Annotated in this window: 19 protein-coding genes; 8 read left to right on the forward strand and 11 right to left on the reverse strand. The window is 69.0% G+C overall.

What is annotated here, in order from left to right:
- Positions 1–226 precede the first annotated feature (226 nt).
- The 4 genes from dnaK (at position 227) to MHA02_RS06285 (ending at position 4927) form a co-directional block, all read left to right on the forward strand.
- On the forward strand, positions 227–2143 hold the full coding sequence (gene dnaK / locus MHA02_RS06270) for a molecular chaperone DnaK (protein ID WP_147077654.1): 1917 nt from the start codon (positions 227–229) through the stop codon (positions 2141–2143).
- 144 nt (positions 2144–2287) lie between these two features.
- Positions 2288–3445: a molecular chaperone DnaJ gene (gene dnaJ / locus MHA02_RS06275; RefSeq protein ID WP_147077656.1), complete on the forward strand. Its 1158-nt coding sequence runs from the start codon at positions 2288–2290 to the stop codon at positions 3443–3445.
- A 190-nt stretch (positions 3446–3635) separates the two neighbouring features.
- Positions 3636–4283: a class I SAM-dependent methyltransferase gene (locus MHA02_RS06280; RefSeq protein ID WP_147077658.1), complete on the forward strand. Its 648-nt coding sequence runs from the start codon at positions 3636–3638 to the stop codon at positions 4281–4283.
- Between the two features lie 347 nt (positions 4284–4630).
- Positions 4631–4927: a hypothetical protein gene (locus MHA02_RS06285; protein ID WP_147077660.1), complete on the forward strand. Its 297-nt coding sequence runs from the start codon at positions 4631–4633 to the stop codon at positions 4925–4927.
- A 106-nt stretch (positions 4928–5033) separates the two neighbouring features.
- On the opposite strand, the gene deoA is transcribed toward MHA02_RS06285, so the two are convergent.
- The 4 genes from deoA to cdd are packed head-to-tail and all read right to left on the reverse strand — an operon-like array spanning position 5034 to position 8309.
- A complete protein-coding gene (gene deoA, locus MHA02_RS06290) occupies positions 5034–6347 on the reverse strand; it encodes a thymidine phosphorylase (protein ID WP_373318388.1) in 1314 nt (437 codons plus the stop codon).
- Positions 6344–7099 carry a deoxyribose-phosphate aldolase gene (deoC, locus tag MHA02_RS06295; RefSeq protein WP_147077662.1) on the reverse strand — a complete coding sequence of 252 codons (756 nt, stop codon included), beginning with the start codon at positions 7097–7099 and terminating at the stop codon, positions 6344–6346. Before deoC ends, deoA begins: the two co-directional genes overlap by 4 nt.
- Positions 7096–7920, reverse strand: a complete 825-nt coding sequence (locus tag MHA02_RS06300; protein WP_147077664.1) for a purine-nucleoside phosphorylase — start codon at positions 7918–7920, stop codon at positions 7096–7098. Before MHA02_RS06300 ends, deoC begins: the two co-directional genes overlap by 4 nt.
- The gene (gene cdd / locus MHA02_RS06305; RefSeq protein WP_147077754.1) at positions 7917–8309 is read right to left on the reverse strand and encodes a cytidine deaminase; all 393 of its coding nucleotides are present in this window, start codon (positions 8307–8309) and stop codon (positions 7917–7919) included. Before cdd ends, MHA02_RS06300 begins: the two co-directional genes overlap by 4 nt.
- Before the next feature lie 259 nt (positions 8310–8568).
- Between cdd and MHA02_RS06310 the strand changes: the two genes are divergently transcribed.
- Entirely contained in the window at positions 8569–8793 is a 225-nt protein-coding gene (locus MHA02_RS06310; protein WP_147077666.1) for a DUF2093 domain-containing protein, read from the forward strand.
- Positions 8794–8894: 101 nt separating this feature from the next.
- On the opposite strand, the gene lpxK is transcribed toward MHA02_RS06310, so the two are convergent.
- The 3 genes from lpxK to MHA02_RS06325 are packed head-to-tail and all read right to left on the reverse strand — an operon-like array spanning position 8895 to position 11896.
- Positions 8895–9872 carry a tetraacyldisaccharide 4'-kinase gene (lpxK, locus tag MHA02_RS06315; RefSeq protein ID WP_147077668.1) on the reverse strand — a complete coding sequence of 326 codons (978 nt, stop codon included), beginning with the start codon at positions 9870–9872 and terminating at the stop codon, positions 8895–8897.
- A complete protein-coding gene (locus MHA02_RS06320; RefSeq protein WP_147077670.1) occupies positions 9873–11177 on the reverse strand; it encodes a 3-deoxy-D-manno-octulosonic acid transferase in 1305 nt (434 codons plus the stop codon).
- Complete coding sequence (locus MHA02_RS06325) at positions 11174–11896, reverse strand: lysophospholipid acyltransferase family protein (RefSeq protein ID WP_147077672.1); 723 nt, start codon at positions 11894–11896, stop codon at positions 11174–11176. Before MHA02_RS06325 ends, MHA02_RS06320 begins: the two co-directional genes overlap by 4 nt.
- Positions 11897–12167: 271 nt before the next feature.
- On the opposite strand from MHA02_RS06325, the gene MHA02_RS06330 reads away from it, so the two are divergent.
- Positions 12168–13064 carry a metallophosphoesterase family protein gene (locus MHA02_RS06330; RefSeq protein WP_147077674.1) on the forward strand — a complete coding sequence of 299 codons (897 nt, stop codon included), beginning with the start codon at positions 12168–12170 and terminating at the stop codon, positions 13062–13064.
- 63 nt (positions 13065–13127) lie between these two features.
- On the opposite strand, the gene MHA02_RS22060 is transcribed toward MHA02_RS06330, so the two are convergent.
- Complete coding sequence (locus MHA02_RS22060) at positions 13128–13298, reverse strand: hypothetical protein (protein WP_170249058.1); 171 nt, start codon at positions 13296–13298, stop codon at positions 13128–13130.
- A 567-nt stretch (positions 13299–13865) separates the two neighbouring features.
- On the opposite strand from MHA02_RS22060, the gene MHA02_RS06335 reads away from it, so the two are divergent.
- On the forward strand, positions 13866–14303 hold the full coding sequence (locus MHA02_RS06335) for a PilZ domain-containing protein (RefSeq protein WP_147077676.1): 438 nt from the start codon (positions 13866–13868) through the stop codon (positions 14301–14303).
- Here the strand turns inward: MHA02_RS06335 and MHA02_RS06340 are convergent, their stop codons facing one another.
- The 3 genes from MHA02_RS06340 to MHA02_RS06350 form a co-directional block, all read right to left on the reverse strand.
- Positions 14304–15677, reverse strand: a complete 1374-nt coding sequence (locus MHA02_RS06340; protein ID WP_238180416.1) for a peptidoglycan L,D-endopeptidase MepK — start codon at positions 15675–15677, stop codon at positions 14304–14306.
- A 426-nt stretch (positions 15678–16103) separates the two neighbouring features.
- Entirely contained in the window at positions 16104–18128 is a 2025-nt protein-coding gene (locus MHA02_RS06345; protein WP_147077679.1) for a L,D-transpeptidase family protein, read from the reverse strand.
- A gap of 271 nt (positions 18129–18399) precedes the next feature.
- On the reverse strand, positions 18400–19893 hold the full coding sequence (locus MHA02_RS06350; protein WP_147077681.1) for a sigma-54-dependent transcriptional regulator: 1494 nt from the start codon (positions 19891–19893) through the stop codon (positions 18400–18402).
- A gap of 301 nt (positions 19894–20194) precedes the next feature.
- On the opposite strand from MHA02_RS06350, the gene MHA02_RS06355 reads away from it, so the two are divergent.
- Positions 20195–22066, forward strand: a complete 1872-nt coding sequence (locus tag MHA02_RS06355; RefSeq protein WP_147077683.1) for a M3 family oligoendopeptidase — start codon at positions 20195–20197, stop codon at positions 22064–22066.
- Positions 22067–22091 lie beyond the last annotated feature (25 nt).

A 22091-nucleotide genomic window follows, 5' to 3' on the forward strand; every position in this document is an offset into this window, starting at 1 on the left:
CTGGCGCGCGCCCGTCGCAGCCACCCGTCTTGCGGCTCCGCGACCACATTCATATATCCGGCGAGGCACGGAGAGGGGGCCGATCCGACCGGGTCTCGGTGCGATCCCTCCCTCCTTCCGTTCCCATCGCTTTCAGATTTGCATCGCCCGTTAAGCCTAGAGCCATGGGCCGAGCTGCTTCGGGGCTCGGCGGTCTGCTTGAACAGTCCAACAGAGGGATCCCACCATGGGTAAAGTCATCGGTATCGACCTCGGCACCACCAATTCCTGCGTCGCCGTGATGGAAGGGTCGCAGGCCAAGGTCATCGAAAACGCGGAAGGCGCGCGGACCACGCCGTCGATCGTCGCCTTCACCGACGAGGGCGAGCGCCTCGTCGGCCAGCCGGCCAAGCGTCAGGCCGTCACCAATCCCGACCGCACCTTCTTCGCGATCAAGCGGCTCGTCGGTCGTACCTTCGACGATCCCATGACCAAGAAGGACATGGGTCTCGTCCCCTACAAGATCGTCCGCGGCGACAACGGCGACGCCTGGGTCGAGGCCGACGGCAAGCGCTACTCCCCCTCCCAGATTTCCGCCTTCACCCTGCAGAAGATGAAGGAGACGGCCGAGACCTATCTCGGCCAGCCCGTCACGCAGGCCGTGATCACGGTGCCCGCCTACTTCAACGACGCCCAGCGCCAGGCCACCAAGGATGCCGGCAAGATCGCCGGCCTCGAAGTGCTGCGCATCATCAACGAGCCGACCGCCGCGGCCCTCGCCTACGGCCTCGACAAGAAGAAGACCGGCACGATTGCGGTCTACGACCTCGGCGGCGGCACCTTCGACGTGTCGATCCTCGAGATCGGCGACGGCGTGTTCGAGGTGAAGTCCACGAACGGCGACACCTTCCTCGGCGGCGAGGACTTCGACAACCGCGTGGTCGAGTACCTGACCGCCGAGTTCAAGAAGGAGCAGGGCATCGACCTCACCAAGGACAAGCTCGCCCTCCAGCGCCTCAAGGAGGCCGCCGAGAAGGCGAAGATCGAGTTGTCCTCGGCCACCCAGACCGAAATTAACCTGCCCTACATCACCGCCGACAACACCGGCCCGAAGCACCTCGCGATCAAGCTCTCGCGCGCCAAGTTCGAGTCCCTCGTCGACGATCTCGTCCAGCGCACCGTCGAGCCCTGCCGCAAGGCACTCAAGGATGCCGGCGTGAGCGCGGCCGAGATCGACGAGGTCGTGATGGTCGGCGGCATGACCCGCATGCCGAAGGTCACCGAGGTCGTGAAGGCGTTCTTCGGCAAGGAGCCGAACAAGGGCGTCAACCCGGACGAGGTCGTGGCGATCGGTGCGGCTGTCCAGGCCGGCGTGCTGCAAGGCGACGTGAAGGACGTGCTGCTGCTGGACGTGACCCCGCTGTCGCTCGGCATCGAGACGCTCGGCGGCGTGTTCACGCGCCTGATCGACCGCAACACCACGATCCCGACGAAGAAGTCGCAGACCTTCTCGACGGCCGAAGACAACCAGAATGCGGTCACCATCCGGGTCTTCCAGGGTGAGCGCGAGATGGCGGCCGATAACAAGATGCTCGGCCAGTTCGACCTGATGGGCATTCCGCCGGCACCGCGCGGCATGCCGCAGATCGAGGTGACCTTCGACATCGACGCCAACGGCATCGTCAACGTGACGGCGAAGGACAAGGCGACGAACAAGGAGCACCAGATCCGCATCCAGGCCTCGGGCGGCCTCTCGGACGCGGACATCGACAAGATGGTCAAGGACGCCGAGGCCAACGCGGCCGAGGACAAGAAGCGCCGCGAACTCGTCGAGGTGAAGAACCAGGGCGAGAGCCTGATCCACTCGACCGAGAAGTCGGTGGCCGAGCACGGCGACAAGGTCGGGGCGTCCGAGAAGGATGCCATCGCGTCCGCCACAGCCGCTCTGCGCACGGCGCTGGAAGGCACCGACGTGGAGGCGATCAAGGCCAAGACCAACGACCTGATGCAGGCCTCGATGAAGCTCGGCGAGGCGATGTATGCGGCCAGCCAGGACGGTGCCGCCGAGGGCGCCGCTCCGGGAGCCGAGAAGAAGAAGGACGAGGACGTCATCGACGCCGACTTCTCCGAGGTCGACGAGAAGAACGAGAAGAAGCGCGCCTGACACCGGGCCGTACGGAAAAAGGGGGCCGGAGCGATCCGGCCCCTGCTCGTTTTACGCTTACGTTTCAACATTTGATGACGACCGAGACTTGATCCCCGAGCCCCGCTCGGGGATCAAGCATGTCGAGGGGTTTCGAGGGCCGGTATGTCGAAGCGGGACTATTACGAGGTCCTCGGCGTCACCAAGACGGTGACGGAAGTCGAGCTGAAGGTGGCCTTTCGCAAGCTGGCGATGGTCCATCATCCGGACCGGAACCCCGGCAACAAGGAATCGGAGATCGCCTTCAAGGAGGTGAACGAGGCCTATCAGTGCCTCTCCGACGGCCAGAAGCGTGCCGCCTACGACCGCTTCGGCCATGCCGCCTTCCAACAGGGCGGACAGGGCGGACCCGGATTCGGCAACGAGTTCGGCGACTTCATGTCGGACATCTTCGAGAATTTCTTCGGCGACGGGCGTGGGCAGCCGGGTGCCGGAGCCGGGCGAGGCCGCGGCGGAGCCCCAGGCCGCGAGCGTGGCGCCGACCTGCGCTTCAACCTCGAGATCTCTCTGGAGGAAGCCTTTTCCGGCAAGACCGAGGCGATCAAGATCCCGACCTCGATCGCCTGCGAACCCTGCTCCGGTACGGGCGCCAAGCCTGGATCGAAGGCCCGGCCTTGCCCGACCTGCGGCGGCTACGGCCGCGTGCGCGCGGCGCAGGGGTTCTTCGCCATCGAGCGGACCTGCCCGAACTGCCATGGCCGCGGCGAGGTGATCGACGATCCCTGTCCGTCCTGCTCGGGCGCCGGCCGCGTCACCCGTGAGCGCAACCTCTCGATCAACGTACCTGCCGGCGTCGACGACGGCCTGCGCATCCGGCTCGCCGGCGAGGGCGAGAGCGGCCTGCGCGGCGGCCCGTCGGGCGACCTCTACGTCTTCCTCTCGATCGCGCCGCATACCTTCTTCCAGCGGGACGGGGCCGACCTGTTCTGCCGCGTGCCGATCTCGATGGTCACCGCGGCGCTCTCGGGCGAGATTACCGTGCCGGTGATCGACGGCACCCAGACCCAGGTTCGCATCCCTGCCGGTACCCAGGCCGGCAAACAGTTCCGGATCAAGGGCAAGGGCATGCCGGTCCTGCGTTCGCGCGAGGTCGGCGACCTCTATATTCAGGTGTCCGTCGAGACCCCGCAGAACCTGACCAAGCGCCAGCGCGAACTGCTCCAGGAATTCGACCAGTCGGCCTCCGCCGAGAACCACCCCGAGAGCGCCGGCTTCTTTTCCAAGGTGAAGGACTTTTTCGTCGCCGGGGCCGGACGTTCGTGATCGCAAATCGCGGGATCAAACCGGAGAGCTTTCCTGTTATGGCTGTGGCAGCAGGTCGCGCCGGGTCGCGGTCTGCCGGCGACGATCGTGTCCAGGCGCCTGCGTCCGGCACGGCAGTTGCCAGCTTGACTGTCGGAAGGCTTTCGTCGTCTAGCCTCTCCGCCCACTCCTGACCCGAGGGTCCCTGCTCTTGCCGCCGCTCCGCCGTTCCAGCGCAAAAGCCGTCGCCGTGCCCCGCAGCATGAGGGGTCCGGCGGGAGACCGACGGGACCCGCTGGAGGACGAGGCGCGTTTTCTGCGATCCTGGTTCGAGCGCCCCCTCGTCACCGGCTCGGTGACCCCGTCGGGCAAGATGCTCGCCCGAACGATGGCGTCCTACGTCGACCCGCGCATGAGCGGCCCGGTGATCGAACTCGGACCCGGCACGGGTCCGGTGACGGAGGCACTGGTCCGCCGGGGGATCGAGCAGGAGCGACTCATCCTCGTCGAGTTCAACCCGAAATTCTGCGCGCTGCTGCAGCGCCGTTTTCCCCGCGCCACGGTTCTGCAGGGCGACGCCTACCGCATCCGCGAGACGCTCAAGGGGCTCGTCGAGATGCCCTGCGCGGCGACGATCTCCAGCTTGCCGCTGTTCACGAAGCCCATGGAGCAGCGCATGGAGCTGCTCCAGAGCGCCCACGACCTGATGCAGCCGGATGCGCCCTTCGTGCAATTCACCTACGCCGTCGTGCCGCCGATTCCGGCGAAGTGCGAGGCCGGCAGCTACACGGCCAGCCGCTCCAACAAGGTCTGGCTCAACCTGCCGCCGGCCCGTGTCTGGGTCTACCGCCGGCCGTAATCCGGGAGCCGTCCGGTAGCGATCGGCGCTCTGAACACACCCTGCAGGTCTGCCATCCGGTCGGGGAATGGCACGTTCATCGTCTACGGCCAGCGCCGCGACGAGGAGGACGATCTCCGATCGCAGGCGTGGTTGGGATAGGACCGGCACTTCGCTCGAATTTTAGCGGTACGTGTTCGAACCGGTTTCTAATCCCTTCATCCTCTTGGCGTTTCAGGGTGGCGAAGCGGAACCATTCCGCCATGTTTCCGTTCGTTGCTACCCCCCTCAGGAGGCGTTCACGCCGGGGGGCGTAGGCCAGACACCCGACCGGTTCAGACCGGCGTGCGCAATCCAAGGAGTTCAGAATGACCATGCATCGAGGCCGTACCCTGCTCGCTGCGGCCGCTCTCGCCGTCGGCGGAATCTTCGCCGCCGCGACCGGCTCGGCGCAGGCTGCTCCGCTCGCTCCGGCCGCCGTCGAGACCGTGGCCGGTGAAGCCGGCGCCACCGCCGTGCATTGGCGCGGCCACGGCCATCACTTCGGCCGCCACCACCACCATCATCGCCACTTCGGCTATGGCCGTCCGCGCCACCATGGCTGGCATCACCACCATCACCGCGGTCATCACCACCACGGTTTCGGCCGCCGTCACCACTGGTAGGCCAGAGCGTACTGCGTTTTCGCGAAAACAGAAGCACGCTCTTGATAGTAGTCGTCGCGTGATGTTTTCGGGAAACCGGCTTCCACTTCCCGCATCACGCTCCAACTCAGCCGATGCGCTTGTGGATCGCTCGCGCGATCCCGGGCGCGTCGGCACCGATGCGGTAGGCGGCCCTCAGGGCTACGGCCGCGATGTCCGCGGCGTTCTCGTCACGCGCGTGGATGATGCCGAGCGGCGCCTCCGTGCCGACTGCATCGCACGGCCGCGCGAGCTCCGAAAAACCGACGGCATGGTCGATGTCGTCCTGCGGCCGAGTTCGCCCGCCGCCGAGGCCGATTACGGCGAGACCGATCTCGCGCGTCGCGACGCCGGTGACGTAGCCGGATCGCTCCGGCAGCACACGGCGGATGATCGGAGCTACCGACAGGACATCCGCCGAGACACCTAAGGCATTCGACGGCCCGCCGAGTCCGGCGACCATCCGCTCGAAGCGTTCGGCGGCTTGGCCCGAGGCCAAGGCCTCTTCCAACCGTGCGCCTGCGTCCGCCGTATCGGCGGCCAGCCCACCGATCACCAGCATCTCGGCCGCCAGCGCCAGCGTCACCGTGTGAAAGCGCGGCTCCCGGCGACGCCCGGTCAGGTAGTCGACGGCATAGGCGATCTCGACGGCGTTGCCGGCGGCGGACGCGAGCGGCGCGTCCATGTCGGTGATCAGCGCCATCGTCTGCATCCCGGCGCCGTTGCCGACGCCGACGATGCTCTCGGCGAGCGCCTGCGCCGCGTCTAGCGTGCCCATGAACGCGCCCGACCCCGCCTTCACGTCCATCACGAGCCCGTTGAGCCCGGCCGCCAGCTTCTTTGACAGAATGGAGGCGGTGATCAGGTCGAGCGATTCCACCGTGCCGGTGACGTCGCGGATCGCGTAGAGGCGCTTGTCGGCCGGCGCGAGCTCTGCCGTCTGGCCGATGATGGCGCACCCGACATCTCGCACGACCGCTCGGAACCGATGGAGACCTGGCGTGGCGTCATAGCCGGGAATGCTGCCGAGCTTGTCGAGCGTGCCGCCGGTATGGCCGAGGCCGCGCCCGGAGATCATCGGCACGTAGCCGCCGCAAGCTGCCACCATCGGCGCGAGCACGAGGCTGACCGCATCGCCGATGCCGCCGGTGGAGTGCTTGTCGAGGACGGGACCGGACAGGTCCCAGGTCAGCACCGTGCCGGACTGCGTCATCGCCCGCGTCAGCGCGACGCGTTCGTCCAACGAGAGCCCGCGAAAGAACACGGCCATGGCGAAGGCCGCCGCCTGCCCCTCCGTGACGCTGCCGTCTGTGAGCCCGGCGATGAAGCCGGCGATGTCGCCCGCGTCGAGCGCGCCGCCGTCGCGTTTCGCCCGGATGATCTCCTGCGGCAGTTTTCTCACGATGTCGCGTCCCGGGCCTTGGCCAGCGCGCCATAGAGGCTGCTCGCCCCGAGCCGCATCGTCTTGGCTGTCGCCCAGTCCGGGCCCATGATCCGGTCGGCCAAGCTCAGATAGACGGCCGCGTCGGCGACGGTCTTGAGCCCGCCCGAGACCTTCAGCCCACCGCCGCCATGCGTGGAGATCGCCCGCAGCATCACCTCGGCCGCTTCCGGCGTCGCCGAGACCGCGCTCTTGCCGGTGGACGTCTTGATGAAGTCCGCGCCGGCTTCGAGCGCGATCCGGCTCGCCTCGGCGATGCGATCGGGCGAGGGGAGCTCCCCCGTCTCGAGGATCACCTTGAGCAGCCGGCCACCGTCGCAGACCTCGCGGACCGCCGTCACCATGTCCCGCGCCAGCTCGCTCTCGCCGCGCAGCAGCGCGCGATAGGGCAGCACTAGGTCGATCTCCTGCGCCCCGTCGCGCACGGCTTCGACGGTGTCGTCGACGGCCCGCTCGACATCCTCGCCGCCCGCCGGGAAGTTGATCACGGTCGCCACCGCGATCGGATCCCCGTGCAGCCCGCGCAGGCATTGCCCCACGAACTGCGGCCAGACGCAGACGGCCGCGACGCCCCCCTCGCGCGCCGTCCGGCACAGGACATCGATGGCGCTGGCACCGCAGGCATCGGCGAGGTCGGTGAGATCGAGGAGCGGGATCGCGCGGCGGGCGATGATTGCGGCGGCATCCGCGAATGGGGTCTGGCTGGCTGTCATGTTCCGATCGGCGATGAGGGCAGCGGCAGGCGCGCCACGAAAGCGGTAGTCAGGCGGGCGAGGTCGGCGGAAGCTCGGGCGGCGACCGATTTGGTCTCGGCATGGTGCGGATCGCCGCCACCGATGCCGGCCGCGCGGTTGGTGGCCACCGAGAGCGCGGCGACCCTCAGCCCGAGGAAGCGGGCCAGGATCGTCTCCGGCACCGTCGACATCCCGACGAGATCCGCGCCGAGCCGCCCGGCCATCCGCACCTCCGCCGGCGTCTCGAAGCTCGGCCCCGAGAACCAGGCATAGACGCCCTCGTACAGCGGCACACCGGCGTCTGCAGCCGCTGCGTGGAGCAGAGCGCGCAGCCCCGGGTCGTAGGCATCGGTCATCGGCACGAAGCGGGCGTCGCTCGGCTCGCCGAGCAGCGGGTTGAGGCCCGAGAGATTGATGTGGTCGCTGAGCGCCACGAGGCTGCCCGGCCCCGCCTCCGGCATCAGCGAGCCCGACGCGTTCGTGAGCAACACAGCCCCGGCGCCGAGCTCCTTCGCCACCGTCAGCGGCACCCGCATCGCGGCGGCGTCGCCCGTCTCGTAGGCGTGCACGCGGCCCTCGAAGACCAGGACCGGTCGTCCCGCGAGGCATCCGCCATGCAGCGTGCCGCCATGCCCGCTGACGCCGATAGCCGGAAAGCCGGGAATGTCGGCATAGGCCAGCCCGACCCGTTCATCGAGCGAAGCGGCCAGACCGCCGAGGCCGGTGCCGGTGACGATGGCGCAGGCATAGGGGCCACCGAAGCCCACCTCGCGCAGCCGCGTGCTTGCCGCCCCGGTCACAACAGGTTCTCGGGGCCGAAGGAGGCGGGCAGCAGGGCTTCGATGGTGAAGCGCGCGCGCAGGCCGTGCGGATCGGCCACGAGCACGGGCGTGTCGCGCGCCGCAAACTCGCGGATGCGCTGGCGGCAGGCGCCGCAGGGCGTCACCGGGGCCGGGCCGTCGCCGAGGACGAGGATCGCTGCGATGCGCCTTCCGCCGGCCGCGATCATCGCCGCGATGGCGGCCGCCTCGGCACAGGTGCCGACGGGGTAGGCCGCGTTCTCGACGTTGCAGCCGGCATGGACGCGGCCCGCCTCGTCGACCAGCGCCGCCCCGACCTGGAAGCGCGAATAGGGCGCGTAGGCGCGTGCGCGGACCGCGCGGGCCGCGTCGAACAGGGCCTCGAACATGGGGTGATCCGGCGCGGGATCGGAGGCCGGCGGGACCGGTGCGTGCATGGCCGATCATAGGCCCGAGCGGCCCGCTTCTGTCGAGAGGTCGCGTATCGGTCGACAAGCGCGGCGTGCCGGCGCTATCAGGCGATGATCAGGAGCATTTTCGAGCGGAGCCGCTTCCGGTTCGCGTGACGAAAGTGCGGCCGACGGACGAGATGGAGCCGCTTTCGTGGATCGCAGATCGCGAAGACGGCTCCCGGCAGGAGGGGAAGGGATGCTCGGTCGCTACGAACGCACACCACAGGGCGGCGAGGCGAAGGTCGAGTACGGCGACGGCACCATGCGCGTGGTCAAACCCGGCACCTTCGTGCGCTGCGCCGTCACCGGCGAAACGATCGGGCTCGATGCCCTGCGCTACTGGAGCGTCGCGCGTCAGGAAGCCTACGCCACGCCGGAGGCGGCGATGTCGCGCCTCAAGGCGATCGGGTACGCCCCCTGACCGGATCGCCGGTCGCCATTCCGGCGTTCGCCTGCGGTGCCCCGGAACGAGCAAAAAGGGTACGGATGCGCCCGAATGGTCGCCGCTGCGGCGTCGGCCTGTCAGCGGAGCGACCGGGCTAGCTGCGCCCGCAGCGGCGCTTCATCCTCGAAGGCCAGTTCGACCCTCAGCACCGTTACCACCCCCTGAAAAGCCGCCGGCAACCGTACGGCATCCTTCTCCGTGGTGACGAGAACCGCCCCCAGCCGTAGCGCCGTTTCCGCCAGACCCGCCAGCTCCCGCTCCGAAAACCGATGATGGTCCGGGAAGGCTCGCGTCGCCGCGAGCCGCGCCCCGCAACGCCGCACCGTCTCGAAGAACTTCTCGGGCCTCCCGATCCCTGCGAAGGCGACCACCGCCCGTCCGTCGAGATCGCCGCCGGCCTGCGGTACGAGCCGTCCGCGATAGACCGGCAGATCGCGTCGCAGCGCTTCCCGCGCCAATGCCTCGCCGGGCGCGCCTTCGCCGATCAGCACGACCCCGCCGACATGCGGCCATTGCCGCTCGAGGGGCACGCGCAGGGGGCCGGCCGGAAAGGTCATACCGTTGCCGATGCCGGCGCCGGCATCGACCGCTGCCAGCGAAAGCGTCTTGGTTAGGCTCGGGTTCTGCAGTCCATCGTCCATCACGATGACGTCGGCGCCCTGCGCGACACAGAGCCGAGCGCCGGCGGGACGATCGTGCGCGACCACCGTCGCCGCGACCCGCGCCAGCAATAGCGGCTCGTCGCCGATGCGTTCTGAGCCATGCCGCTCCGGCTCGACGACGAGCGGCCCGCGTTCCCGGCCGCCATAGCCGCGCGTGAGGAAAGCCGGCCGCGCACCGGCCTGCCGCAGCATTGCGGCGATGCGGATCGCAGTGGGCGTCTTGCCGGCCCCGCCGAGGGTGAGGTTGCCGATGCAGAGTACCGGGCAGGCGGCGCGCTCGCCCGGCGCGTCCATGCGCTTGGCGGTCAGGCGCCCATAGGCTGCGCCGACCGGCCCGAGGGCTCGCGCCAGGGGATGCGCGGGCGAGCCGGACCAGAAGCCGGGCGGCCGCATTCAGGCCAGCGACCGGGCGGCGAGCGTCAACTGCGCGACGAAGGGGTCGAGCACGGCGAGCGTGCGCGCGACGGCGCCCTCGAACGGCTTCAGAGCTGCGTGGCCGCGCTCGGCCATGGCGTCGATGCGGCGATGGTCTGCCAGCAGGTCACCCACGGCGGCAGCGAGGTCGCGGGCGTCGGTCACGGTCAGCGCACCGCCCGCGGCATCCAGGGCGCGGTACGGCTCCAAAAAGTTGCCGACATGCGGGCCGTGCAGCACCGCCGTATCGAGCCGCACCGGCTCGATCGGGTTCTGGCCGCCATGGGGCACGAGTGAACCGCCGAGGAAGACCAGCCGGCTCACGCGATAGAACAGGCCGAGCTCGCCCAGCGTGTCGGCGACGTAGAGATCGACGCCGGCATGCGGACGGCCGTTCATGGCGCGGCGGCTGGTGCGCAGACCCGCGGCGGCAGCGGAGGCGGCGACGTCCTCGCCCCGGCGCGGATGTCGCGGCACGATCACGGTGAGGAGGTTCGGCAGCCTGTCCTTCAGGAGGGCATGAGCCTCGGCAATCACCTCGTCCTCGCCGGGATGCGTGCTGGCCGCAACCCAGACCGGCCGGTCGCCGATCATGTCGCCGAGATAGGCGAGTTGCTGCGCGTCGGCCGGCGGCACGGCCGAATCGTATTTGAGGTTGCCGACCACCTTCACCCGCGGCGCGCCGAGGCGGGCATAGCGCTCGGCATCGGCTTTGGTCTGGACGAGGCAGATCGAGATCCGCGAGAGCAGGGCCTCGGCGGTGCGCGGCGAGCGCGCCCAACCCTTGAACGAGCGCTCGGACATCCGGCCGTTGACGAGGATCAGCGGTATCGCGCGCCGGTGCAGCGAGATCACGGTGTTGGGCCAGATCTCGGATTCGGCGACGAGCGCCAAGTCCGGCTGCCAATGGTCGAGGAAGCGCTCGATCCAGCGCGGCGCATCGAGCGGCATGTACTGGTGGACCGCGCCCGCCGGCAGACGGGTGCTGAGCAGCTCGGCGGCGCTCTTGGTTCCCGTGGTTACGAGCACGGAAAAACCGCGTGCGATCATGCCGGAGACCAGCCCGATCAGCGAGAGCGACTCGCCGATGCTGGCGCCGTGCATCCAAACGAGCTTGCCCGTCGGCCGCGCCCGGCCCGGCCGCCCGCGCCGCTCGGGCAGGCGGCCGGGATCCTCCTTGCCGCGATGCGAGCGCCAGGCGAGCAGGCCGGCGATGGCGGGCTCGCCGAGATAGAGGCCGGCCCGGTAGGCCTTCAGCACAAGGGGAAGCGCCGGAACCCTCATGCCGGATTTCCCACCCGATCCGCGCGCCCGACCAGTGTGTAGGCGTGGTCGTGCACGCGGTTCAGCTCGGTCTGGACGCGGGCACGCAGGCTGTCGACGAGCTCCGGCTCGACCTCGCGCGGCACGACGATCGGCTCGCCGAACACCATCGCGCCCCGGCCGAAAGGCAGGCCGAGGCAGGCGCGGTCCCAGCTCTTGAAGCGGATGTGCCGGCTCGTCACCACCGCGACGGGCAGGATCGGGCGGCCGGAGAAGCGCGCGAGCATGATGATGCCGGCGTCGCAGATCCGCGAGACCTTCGGCACGTCGGCGGAAAAGCAGACGGTCTCGCCGTTCTTGAGCGCGCGCACCATGGCGCGCAGGCCCTCGGCGCCGCCCTTCGCCTTGGCGTCCCGCACCGCGCGGCCGCGGGCGCCGGAGGCGCGCATCACGCGCACGCCCATGCGTTCGAGGGCATAGGTGTTGATGTTGCCGTCGGGCGACTTCGAGATGATGGTGGAGATGCGGTCGTGCGGTCGCTTCATGAACGAGATCATCATGTGCTGGCCGTGCCACATCGCGGCGATGCAGGGACCGGTCGCGTCGAGCAGAGCGTCCGGTTCGGCCGGCACGGCAACGAAACGGTTGGTGCGGCGGACGAGGTTCAGATAGCCGTAGGCGGCGAGGCCGAGCCCCTTCTGCACGAACGGCGTGCGGCCGATGGTCTTGATGAGGCCCATGTGCCGGGGGCGGTCTCCCGCTTTTCGTAGAGGCGTTTCTCGCGAAAAGCCGGAGCTCGCCGGCTGTCCTGCAGCGTGAGGACGCGACCGCCACGGCAATGACGCGACAGGGGATCGCGGCGGGCTGCGGTTCTGTAACCCCAGTTAAGATTGCCGCGCAACCATCGCGCCCGAGAAACGCGCCTCGGAGGCCGCGGCGGTTGACCTCGGCCGCCGCTGCCGCACATGCGGGGCTGCCTCCCGCTCAACGCCGCGGCCAGACCTCACCCCGATGTTCCGTCTCGCCCACATCACCGATCCGCATGTCGGACCGCTGCCTCGGCCAAAGCTGCGCCAGCTCCTGAGCAAGCGCGCCACCGGCTACGTCAATTGGCGCCGCGGCCGCGGCCGGCATCACGACATGGACCTGCTGGCGGCGCTGGTCGCCGACCTGCACCTGCAGGGCAGCGACCACATCGCCTGCACGGGCGACCTCTGCAACATCGGCCTGCCGGACGAGTGGGAGACCTCGCGGATCTTCCTGGAGGCCCTCGGCGCGGCCGACCGGGTCAGCTTGGTGCCGGGCAACCACGACGCCTATGTGCGGGGCTCCCTCGAAGGCCTGCTCGCCGCGTGTGGTGGCTGGACGGGGGACGACAACGGCTTGGCCGGGGTGTTTCCGTACCTCCGCCGCCGTGGTCCGCTAGCGCTCGTCGGCCTGTCCTCGGCGATCCCGACCAAACCGTTCGCGGCCACCGGGAGGGTCGGGCTGCCCCAGATCGCGGCGACGGAGCGCCTGCTGCGCGATCTCGCTGCGGAACCCGAGCCACCCTTCCGGGTCGTGATGATCCATCATCCGCCCCATCCCGGCGGTGCGCGCTCGGGGCGTGAGTTGAAGGATGCGGCGGCCTTTACGGCAATGATCGCCCGCACCGGCGCGGATCTGATCCTGCACGGTCACAATCACGTGGGCAGCGTCGCCTTCGTCGAGGGACCGAGCGGTGCGATCCCCATCGTCGGAGCGCCCTCGGCTTCGGCCCAGAGCATCCGCGAGAACCATCGCGCCGCGTACTACCTTTTCGATATCGCCCGCGAGGGCAGCCGCTTCGCGATCACGGCGACGGAGCGCGGTCTGACCGAGGAGGGCACCATCGGCGCTCTCGGAACCCTCGTGCTGACGCGGTCCTGACGGCATGGAAAAGGCGCGGATCCCGAGACCCCGCGCCTGAACCGTCGATCGGAAATGGCTCGCTCAGCCGAACCGGGACAGAGAGCCCGTGCGGATCGCCTGCTGACGGGCTGCGATGCTGGCTTCGTAGCGCTCCGCCTGCAGGCGGGTGAGACCGGCGACCAAAGCCATGGTGCCGCGATAGACCGTGTAGGTGCCGTCCTGCGTGGGCTTCACGCGAATCGCTTCCTGCATGATTTTGGCTCCCTGCCCCCAGGGTTATGGTTGTTCGATGCGGTCGGATGATCTCATGTTAACCAGCGTTCACCCCTCGGCAAGGGTCGGATACCAGACAGACGCCGACATTCGTCGCTGCGTTGCGGGAGGTCTCTCAGAGCGGTCGAGGCGGCTGGTCGTCGTAGCAACCTCATTCGCCACAGGCGGATCGGACGGTGTCATTTCCTCGCGCTACGTAAGTATCGGGCCTGGCGCGCAGATCTCGCGGCTGTCCCAATTCCTGGGCGCGCGCGCTCCGGCGTCCGACGGCTGACCGGACGGGTTGTGCCGTGCAGCGAATGGCGTTGGGGGAAATCCGCCGATGCGACCGCGAATTGGCGCCTTTCGAGGACGTTTCGGTGTTTGCGTTCGCACGACCGATTCGCGGCGATCCCGCCGGCATACCGGAGGCCAAACCATCGTTGCCGAAGACCGTCTGACGGAAATCAGATTTCGGTGGCGTCGGCCCGCTTCCATCGCTGATGACAGGAGGCATCAAGACTTCGGTGGGAGCCTGACGACATTGCGGAGGCACATCGAAAGTCCATGCCGGGAGAGGCGCTCATCAGGTCTCTCGGGACGCCCGGCGAACCCGGGACCGGCACGCCGACGGGTGCCGATGCCGCCCTGCTCGAACGGCGCAGCGAGCCGCGCACCCCGACGAACTGGATCGCCATGATCCTGCTCTCCGACGGCACCGAGATTCCCTGCACGGTGAAGGACGTTTCGAAGACCGGCGCCCGGCTGGGCCTGCCGGATACGGTCGCGCTGACCGAAGACTTCTCGCTGAAGGTGCTCGGCTACGCCTTCCTTCTTCGCGTGAAGCTGGTCTGGCGCAGCGGACATTGCGCAGGCGTACGGATCGAGCGCTTCGGCAAGGCTCCCCCGCCGGCTCCCGCGTCCGAGGATACGAAAGCGCCGGTCAAAACGGTCGAGCGCTACACCGCGCTCGGATGCCGTCGGAGCCGGTTCTCCAAGCTTTGATCAGTGCCGGGCCGCCGCGATCGCAGGGCCTGAGAAGTGCGAGGCGGCGAGCTCGTCGCCCGGGCTGCGCGCGGAGAACCGGGTCGCGACGACTGCGATGGCGAAGATGTCCTCCGGGGCCGTATCGGGCTTCGTCTGGATCGCGGCGAGGCGGATCGGCGCGTCGCGTCGGGCAGGTTCGGATGCGCCCTGCGCCGAGGTCGAGAACAATGCGCGCAGGTGATCGCGGGAATCGGCTTCGGAGGGAAGAAGGCTGACCGGTTTCGCCACCGCCTCGCTGGAGGCGAGCGCCATGCCGGAGAGGCCGGCATCGCCGATCCCGGCGACCTTGACCGGACGTCCCGGCGGCAGCGGGGCGGCGAGGGCCGCCGCGATGGCGGCGAATTCGGCGGGCCGGCGCGGCGGCAGCGGGGCGACCCGTGCCTCCTGGCTCTTGGGTGCAGCATCGGCCTCACCGGTGAGCAGGGCCTTGGCGGAGGGCGCCTTGCCCTGACGGCTCAGCATGGCCTCGCGCAGGGCTTCCGTACTGTTCGGCGCGGCATAGGCCAGCGCCTGCTTGGCGCCGGTGGCGTCCTCGGGATCGGCGCTGGCGACGGCGATGGTGGACTTGCCGCGGGCCTTGCCCGGCGTGGCGGCCGGTGTCGGCGCGGGCGAGGAATTGGAATCGCTGCCGAAGAGGCCGGCGAAGAAGCCCTTGATGCCGGGGCCGTCGTCGGTCGGGTCGGCGGAGGCGACCGCCGTGTAGCCGAGCACGGTGCCGCCGCGGGCCAACACCTCGGCGCGGGCCTCTTCGTAGCGGGCGAAGGGCTTGCCGTCGGCCGGAAGGTGGACGGTCTTGCCGTCGGGGAAGATCTTTGCGAGCTGGTCGCGGCTCATGCGCGGCCAGGCGCGCACCGAGCCGACGTCGAGATGCACGAAGGGCGAGCCCGAGCGCGGATACCAACCGACGCCGCCGCGCTGCAGCCGGATGCCGGCGGCCCGGATGTCGTCGACCGAGGCATCGGTCATGAAGAAGTCCATGGCCTTGCCGAGCATGTGCTGGCTCTGCTCGGCGACCCCGGATGAGCGACGGCGCAGCATGCCGTTGGTCTTGGGGCTGCGATAGCCGCAGACGATGCGGAGCGGCGCCGTCGAGCCGACCGAGCGCTGCGCCTCCCAGACCACGTCGAACAGGCGCGGGTCCATCTTGGTGGCGTCGGCCTCGCGCCAGTCGCGCAGGAGCCAGTTGAGCTGGTCGAGGGCGGCGCGATCGTAGCGCCCGTCACGCTTGAACGTGATCGTCGCGCTTTCCTTGGTGTGCTCGTGGATCAGCGACAGCGTGCGGGTGTCGCCGTTGGCCACCGCGTTCTCGGTCTCGACGGTGCCGGCCAGCATTGCGGCGGCGACGAAGGCCAAGATCGAGGCCGAGCGTTTCGAGACGGGACGCCGGGGAGTCGGGTCGCTATTCCGGCGCAGGAGGCCGAGGGGCTGCCGGGCGAAAGCGCCGGCCCGATCTCGCAGCGATGTCAGCACGATGGTCACCCCTCGCAGACGGCATGACGCGCTGTGCCGGGCACAGGGCGTCATGGTGAACGCAAGGTTGTCGAAAACCGTAAAGGCGCGGTTATCGGATCCTGATGCTGCTCACCTTCCCGTGATCGAGCTAAAGCTCAACCGTGGCGGAATCGTGCCGGGCAAGAGCGAGGGGGCACCTCGACGTTGGATAGCTCCGATCGAGGCCGCGTGTTGCCAAACTGCCCGCATCTCCAGGACATCATGGCTTACGGCCGTTGGAGCCACCGCCCGCGATCCGGCAGCCCGTTACCACCACGTCCGGGAGGCCGACGGCGCCGGTGCGGGCGTCCAGAGGCCGGGCTCGCCGTATTCCGCTGGAGCGTAGCGCCGCGGCCGCTGGGCAGCGTAGCGCTGCGCGGGTGCGGAATTCGCCTCGCGGCGCGGGCGAGGGGCGCGGGGGGCGGTGCTCGGCTGGGCCACCGGACCGGGCTGCACGCTTGCCGCGCGGCGCACCGGCTCGATCGGCACCGAGGCCATCGCGCCCGGCCGGGTCGAGAGGCCCAGCGCCTCCTTGATGCGGGCGTCGTAGCCGTAGAGGTCGGGCAGCGTGCGGTAGGTGCCGCCATCGTCCACGTAGGCGGTGAAATAGGCGATGTGGACCGGTAGCTTCTGGGGCAGGCGGATCGAGCGCTCACCCTTGCCGATCAGCTTTCTCAGGCTCGCCTCGGTCCAGCTGTCCGGCAGCACGGCGTCGGCGAAGCGGAAGGGGTCGTCGACGCGCACGCAGCCATGGCTGAAGGCGCGCTTCGCGGCCGAGAACAGCGAGCGGTTCGGCGTGTCGTGCAGGTAGACCGCATGCTGGTTCGGAAACAGGAACTTGATGAACCCCAGCGCATTCCGCTCGCCCGGAGGCTGCCGCAGCGAGATCTGGCCACCGCGCCGCACGACCTCGAAACCGCTGGTGCGGCCGGAGGCGAGCATGGTCTTCAGGATCGAGGGCGGCACGAACCAGGACGGGTTCACCACCGCCGTCTCCATGGCCCCCGAGAAGATCGGGGTCGGCGATTCCGTCTTGCCGACGATCACGCGGGTCTCGTCGCGCATGACGCCGCCGCGATAGACCCGCAGGCGGAACTCGGGGACGTTGACCAGCACGTAATCGGGCCCGAGCTCGCGCGGCAGCCAACGCCAGCGCTCCATGTTGGAGACGAGTTCCGCCTCGTCGCCGCCGCCGGTGCGCAGGCGGGCATCGTCCGGGATCGCTAGCGCGATGATGGTGCCGCGGGTCAGATTGCCGTTGTCGGGCAGGCCGCGGCTCCGCTGGAACGCCGCGACCGCGTCGGCGACGTCCTTGTCGTAGATGTCCGGATCGCCCGGGCCGGCATCAAGGGTGCCGGCGCTATGATCGGGCAGGCCGAAATGCGCGCGTAGCCGTGGCACGCGCGGATCGCGCATGCCGGCCTTGAGCGCGGTGCCCACCGGAATCAGAAGGGTGCCGGTCCGGTTGGTCGTGCTCGGCAGGGCCGGTCCGCGTGCCGCGGCGAGCCGCTGCTTGAGCGCAAGGTAGCCCGGCTGGTTCGGGTTGTAGGCCTGGAGCCGCTCTCCGGCCTCGGTCCCCGAGACGGCGAGCTGGCCGAGCACGAGGTCGGCTGACGTCAGGTTCAGATCCGGCGTGATCAGCTTCGAGATCGCGGCGAGGTTGACGCGCCCGCCACGGGCATCGCGGGCATAGAGCACGACAGCGGCCGAGAGCTTCAACTCGGCATCGGCCAACTCGGCTTCGCTCATCGCGCCGTTGAGCGTCGGGATCGGGTAGGCACCCGGATCGAGCGCGTCCTCACCTGCGGCGCGGAGCCGCGCGATCACGGATTGCGCAGCTGGCGTAAAGGCCCCCCCCGTAATCCAGACCGGCTTGAAATCGGCGATGGTGTAGAACGCGAGCATTGCGTCGCGCTCCTTGATGGGCAGGCGCGCCAGCAGCGGCTTGCCGTCCTTGAGGCGTGCGAGGATGGCCTCGCCCTGGCGGTCGAGCGGTTGCGTCGGTGCGGCCGGCGCAGCGGTGATCGGCTGCTCGTCCTTGGCCGGTTCCTTGAAGTCGGATTGCGGCGGTCCGTCGCTCGTCGGCGGCGAGGTGCCGAGATCGTCGCCGGCTGCGGCCGACGGCTCGGCCTTCACGGACGAGGAGGGCTCGACGGCGGCGCTGCGGATCGTCGACGGCGCGGGCGTCCGCGTGGCCTGTGCATGCGCGAGCGTCGCCATGCAGACGGACGATGCCAGAACCGCGGCCAGTACCGCGGAGGTCGTACGCGTGGCGCTTTTGGAAACGCGCATGACGAAAGTCTCCTCCGATACAGCCCAAGGCTATACGGACTCTATGATTATCGTCTTAAGCGCGGCCGTGTGCAACCGCACCGTTCGATCGAGGACGAGCGCCCGCCCGATCAGAGTCGATCCGGCGCGACTCTCAGTTTTTATTGAACCCCGGATACGTCCCGAAAGCCACATGCGGCCCTACAAGCAGCGCGTCGGGATTGGCGTGGTCGGTCTGCGGGCCGCAATGCGCGTTCTCGACGAACCGGAACCCACGCCGGAGGAGCGCACCTCAGGCTGCGGCTTCGTCCACCTTGTCGCCGTCGTCGAGGCCGAGGTCCTTGAGCTTGCGGTAAAGGGTGGATCGGCCGATTCCAAGGCGGCGCGACACCTCCGACATCCGGCCACGGTAGAACTGCAGGGCGAAGCGGATCACCTCGGCCTCGATCTCCTCCATGGTCTTCATCTCGCTGGTATCCTCGACGACCAGCGACATCGCATGGGGGTCGCGCACCTCGACGCGCACGATCTCGCGAACCGGCTCCAGTGCGCCGGCCGGCAGCGACGGCTGGTTCGGCAGCGGCGGGATGCGCACGTCGAAGCCGTCGACCTGCGCGGCGATCTGCGGAAACTCGGTGACCGAGAGCTCGTCGCCGTCGGCCAGCACCACGGCGCGGAACAGCGCGTTCTCCAGTTGCCGGACGTTGCCGGGCCAGGGGTAGCGGGTCAGCAGCGCCATCGCCTCGGCCGAGATGCCGCGCAGGCGCTTGCCCTCTTCCGCCGCGAAGCGGGCGCAGAACGAGCGGGCGAGATCCGGGATGTCCTCGCGGCGCGCCCGCAGGGGCGGCAGAGTCATCGGGAAGACGTTGAGGCGGTAGTAGAGGTCCTCGCGGAACTTGCCCTGCTTCACGAGGTCGAGCAGCGAGCGATTGGTGGCCGAGATCAGCCGGATGTCCACGCGCACGCTGCGCTTGGCCCCGACCGGATCGACCTCGCCCTCCTGCAGGGCACGCAGCAGCTTCACCTGCGCATCGAGAGGCAGTTCGCCGATCTCGTCGAGGAAGAGCGTACCGCCCGAGGCCTCGACGAACTTGCCGGCATGGCGCTCGGTGGCGCCGGTGAAGGCACCCTTCTCGTGGCCGAACAGGGTCGATTCGACGAGGTTGTCGGGGATCGCCCCGCAATTGACGGTGACGAAGGGCTTTCCGCGGCGCTCGCCCGAGCCCTGGATGGCGCGGGCCAGCACCTCCTTGCCGACGCCGGATTCGCCTTCGATCAGGACGGGGATGTTGGACTTCGCCGAACGTTCGGCGAGCCGCATCACCCGGTCCATGTCGGGGCTCTTCGAGCTGAGATCCTTGAAGCCCAGCGCTCCCGAGGCGCGGCGGCGCATGCGCCGGACCTCTTCTTCAAGCTGGTCGACCCGCAGCGCGTTCTTGATGGAGACCTGTAGGCGCTCGGCCCCGGCGGGCTTCACCACGAAATCGACGGCGCCGGCGCGCATGGCGTTGACCACCGCGTCGATCGAGCCGTTCGAGGTCTGCACGATCACCGGCGTGTCGATGCCGGCCTTGCGCATCTCACTCATGACGCCGAGGCCGTCGAGGCCGCCGGGCATGACCATGTCGAGGAGGACGACGTCGATCTCGCCGCCGGCCCGCAGGGCGTTGAGGCCGTCCAGCCCGTTCTCGGCGACGCGAGGCTCGAAACCGAGGCGGCGCACCATGCTTTCGGCGAGGCGGCGCTGCACCGGATCGTCGTCCACGATCAGAACGGTGGTCGACATGCGGATCCCTCGCTTCGTGGTTGGGGACAGCCGACCGCACGTCCGGATCGCCTCGTGGCTCGTGGCGACCGAAGGGTTCCTTGCGGACTGTTCCGTTTCGAAGCGTAGGGTCGCCGAAGAGCGTAAAGCTCCGCTTAACGACGATGCGGGTTTTTGGCGGGAACCGCGAGAACCGGCTTCCTGGCCACCAGACCGAACCGGAAACTGCGCCGCCGCGTTGATCGGCCGCCCTGGCACGCGATATCAGACGCTCAGACCACTGGATGGAGCGGCCCCGACGCCGCCGGAGAGCAGGACCCCCATGTCGAGCCGAGTCGCAGCGCCTGCGGGACTTCCGACGGCCGCGCAGAGCCTCGCCACCGCGAAGGCCATGGCCCACGCTGTCGATCTCGGCGCGCTGCCGGAATGGAACCTGAGCGATCTCTATTCCGGCATCGACGCGCCCGAATTCCGCGCCGACCTCGCCAGGGCCGAGGCCGAGTGCAAGGCGTTCGCCGCGGACTATGCCGGTCGGATCGCGGCCCTGGCCGAGGGCCCGGACGCGTCCGAAAAACTCGGGGCGGTGGTGAAGGCCTACGAGGCGATCGAGGATCTGCTCGGGCGGTTGATGTCGTTCGCCGGCCTCGTCTATTCCGGCGACACCACCGACGAGGCGCGCGCCAAGTTCTATGGCGACACCCGCGAACGCCTGACGACCGCGTCGGGCGATCTGCTGTTCTTCGGCCTCGAACTCAACCGCGTCGACGATGCGGTGATGGACACGGCCATGGCCGCGGGCCCGCTCGCCCATTTCCGGCCCTGGATCGACGACCTCCGCAAGGAGAAACCGTTCCAGCTCGACGACCGCATCGAAAAGCTCTTTCTCGAAAAGTCGGTCACGGCGAGCGCCGCCTGGGATCGCCTCTTCAACGAGACCATCGCGGCTTTGCGCTTCCCCGTCGGCGGCGAGAAGCTGCCGTTGGAGCCCGCGCTGAACAAGCTGCAGGACCCCGACGCCACCGTCCGCCAGGAGGCGGCAGCCGCGATCGGCGAGACCCTGCGGAGCAACCTGCGCATCTTCACGCTGATCACCAACACGCTCGCCAAGGACAAGGAGATCTCCGACCGCTGGCGCGGCTTCAAGGACGTCGCCGACGCCCGCCACCTCTCGAACCGGGTCGAGCCGGAGGTCGTCGCCGCCCTGGTCGAGGCCGTGCGCGCGGCCTATCCGCGCCTGTCGCACCGTTACTACAAGCTCAAGGCCAAGTGGTTCGGCGTCGAGGCGCTACCCTACTGGGACCGCAACGCGCCGCTGCCGAAGGTCGAGCAGCGCACCATCCCCTGGGCCCAGGCGCGCGACACGGTGCTCGACGCCTACGGTGCCTTCTCCCCGGAGATGGCCGGCATCGCCAAGAAATTCTTCGACGACGGCTGGATCGACGCGCCGACCCGGCCGGGCAAGGCGCCGGGTGCCTTCGCCCACCCGACCGTGCCTTCGGCCCACCCGTATGTGCTGGTGAATTACCAGGGCAAACCGCGGGACGTGATGACGCTGGCGCACGAACTCGGCCACGGGGTGCATCAGGTGCTCGCTGCCGGCAACGGCGCGCTGATGGCGCCGACGCCTCTGACCCTCGCCGAGACAGCCAGCGTCTTCGGTGAGATGCTGACCTTCCGACGGCTCCTCGCCGCCACGCAGGACACGACCCAGCGCCGCGCCATGCTCGCCGCCAAGGTCGAGGACATGATCAACACGGTGGTGCGCCAGATCGCGTTCTACTCGTTCGAGCGGAAGGTCCACCTTGCCCGCGCCGAGGGCGAACTCACCGCCGAGCGGATCAACGAACTCTGGATGTCGGTACAGGCCGAGAGCCTCGGGCCGGCCATCGCCCTCGACAAGGGCTACGAGCCGTTCTGGGCCTACATCCCGCACTTCATCCATTCGCCGTTCTACGTCTACGCCTACGCCTTCGGCGACTGCCTCGTGAACTCGCTCTACGGTGTTTACGCCAAGGCCGAGGATGGCTTCGTCGAGCGTTACTTCGCGCTCCTCAAAGCCGGCGGCTCGAAGCCCTACGGCGAGTTGCTCGAACCGTTCGGCCTCGACGCCACCGACCCGGCTTTCTGGCAGATCGGACTCGGCATGATCGAGGAGATGATCGTGGAACTGGAAGGGATGGAAGACGCCGCCTGAGGGGCTCCGAGGCCGCGCCGGAGGA

It is taken from the genome of Methylobacterium haplocladii (assembly GCF_007992175.1).
GTDB lineage: Bacteria > Pseudomonadota > Alphaproteobacteria > Rhizobiales > Beijerinckiaceae > Methylobacterium > Methylobacterium haplocladii.

What these genes read in the sequence shown, in the direction of transcription:
- dnaK (WP_147077654.1), top strand. Translation starts at nt 227, where the DNA reads ATGGGTAAAGTCATCGGTATCGACCTCGGCACCACCAATTCCTGCGTC.
- dnaJ (WP_147077656.1), top strand. Translation starts at nt 2,288, where the DNA reads ATGTCGAAGCGGGACTATTACGAGGTCCTCGGCGTCACCAAGACGGTG.
- MHA02_RS06285 (WP_147077660.1), top strand. Translation starts at nt 4,631, where the DNA reads ATGACCATGCATCGAGGCCGTACCCTGCTCGCTGCGGCCGCTCTCGCC.
- deoC (WP_147077662.1), bottom strand. Translation starts at nt 7,099, where the DNA reads ATGACAGCCAGCCAGACCCCATTCGCGGATGCCGCCGCAATCATCGCC.
- cdd (WP_147077754.1), bottom strand. Translation starts at nt 8,309, where the DNA reads ATGTTCGAGGCCCTGTTCGACGCGGCCCGCGCGGTCCGCGCACGCGCC.
- MHA02_RS06310 (WP_147077666.1), top strand. Translation starts at nt 8,569, where the DNA reads ATGCTCGGTCGCTACGAACGCACACCACAGGGCGGCGAGGCGAAGGTC.
- lpxK (WP_147077668.1), bottom strand. Translation starts at nt 9,872, where the DNA reads ATGCGGCCGCCCGGCTTCTGGTCCGGCTCGCCCGCGCATCCCCTGGCG.
- MHA02_RS06320 (WP_147077670.1), bottom strand. Translation starts at nt 11,177, where the DNA reads ATGAGGGTTCCGGCGCTTCCCCTTGTGCTGAAGGCCTACCGGGCCGGC.
- MHA02_RS06325 (WP_147077672.1), bottom strand. Translation starts at nt 11,896, where the DNA reads ATGGGCCTCATCAAGACCATCGGCCGCACGCCGTTCGTGCAGAAGGGG.
- MHA02_RS06330 (WP_147077674.1), top strand. Translation starts at nt 12,168, where the DNA reads ATGTTCCGTCTCGCCCACATCACCGATCCGCATGTCGGACCGCTGCCT.
- MHA02_RS22060 (WP_170249058.1), bottom strand. Translation starts at nt 13,298, where the DNA reads ATGCAGGAAGCGATTCGCGTGAAGCCCACGCAGGACGGCACCTACACG.
- MHA02_RS06335 (WP_147077676.1), top strand. Translation starts at nt 13,866, where the DNA reads ATGCCGGGAGAGGCGCTCATCAGGTCTCTCGGGACGCCCGGCGAACCC.
- MHA02_RS06340 (WP_238180416.1), bottom strand. Translation starts at nt 15,677, where the DNA reads ATGCTGGCCGGCACCGTCGAGACCGAGAACGCGGTGGCCAACGGCGAC.
- MHA02_RS06345 (WP_147077679.1), bottom strand. Translation starts at nt 18,128, where the DNA reads ATGCGCGTTTCCAAAAGCGCCACGCGTACGACCTCCGCGGTACTGGCC.
- MHA02_RS06350 (WP_147077681.1), bottom strand. Translation starts at nt 19,893, where the DNA reads ATGTCGACCACCGTTCTGATCGTGGACGACGATCCGGTGCAGCGCCGC.
- MHA02_RS06355 (WP_147077683.1), top strand. Translation starts at nt 20,195, where the DNA reads ATGTCGAGCCGAGTCGCAGCGCCTGCGGGACTTCCGACGGCCGCGCAG.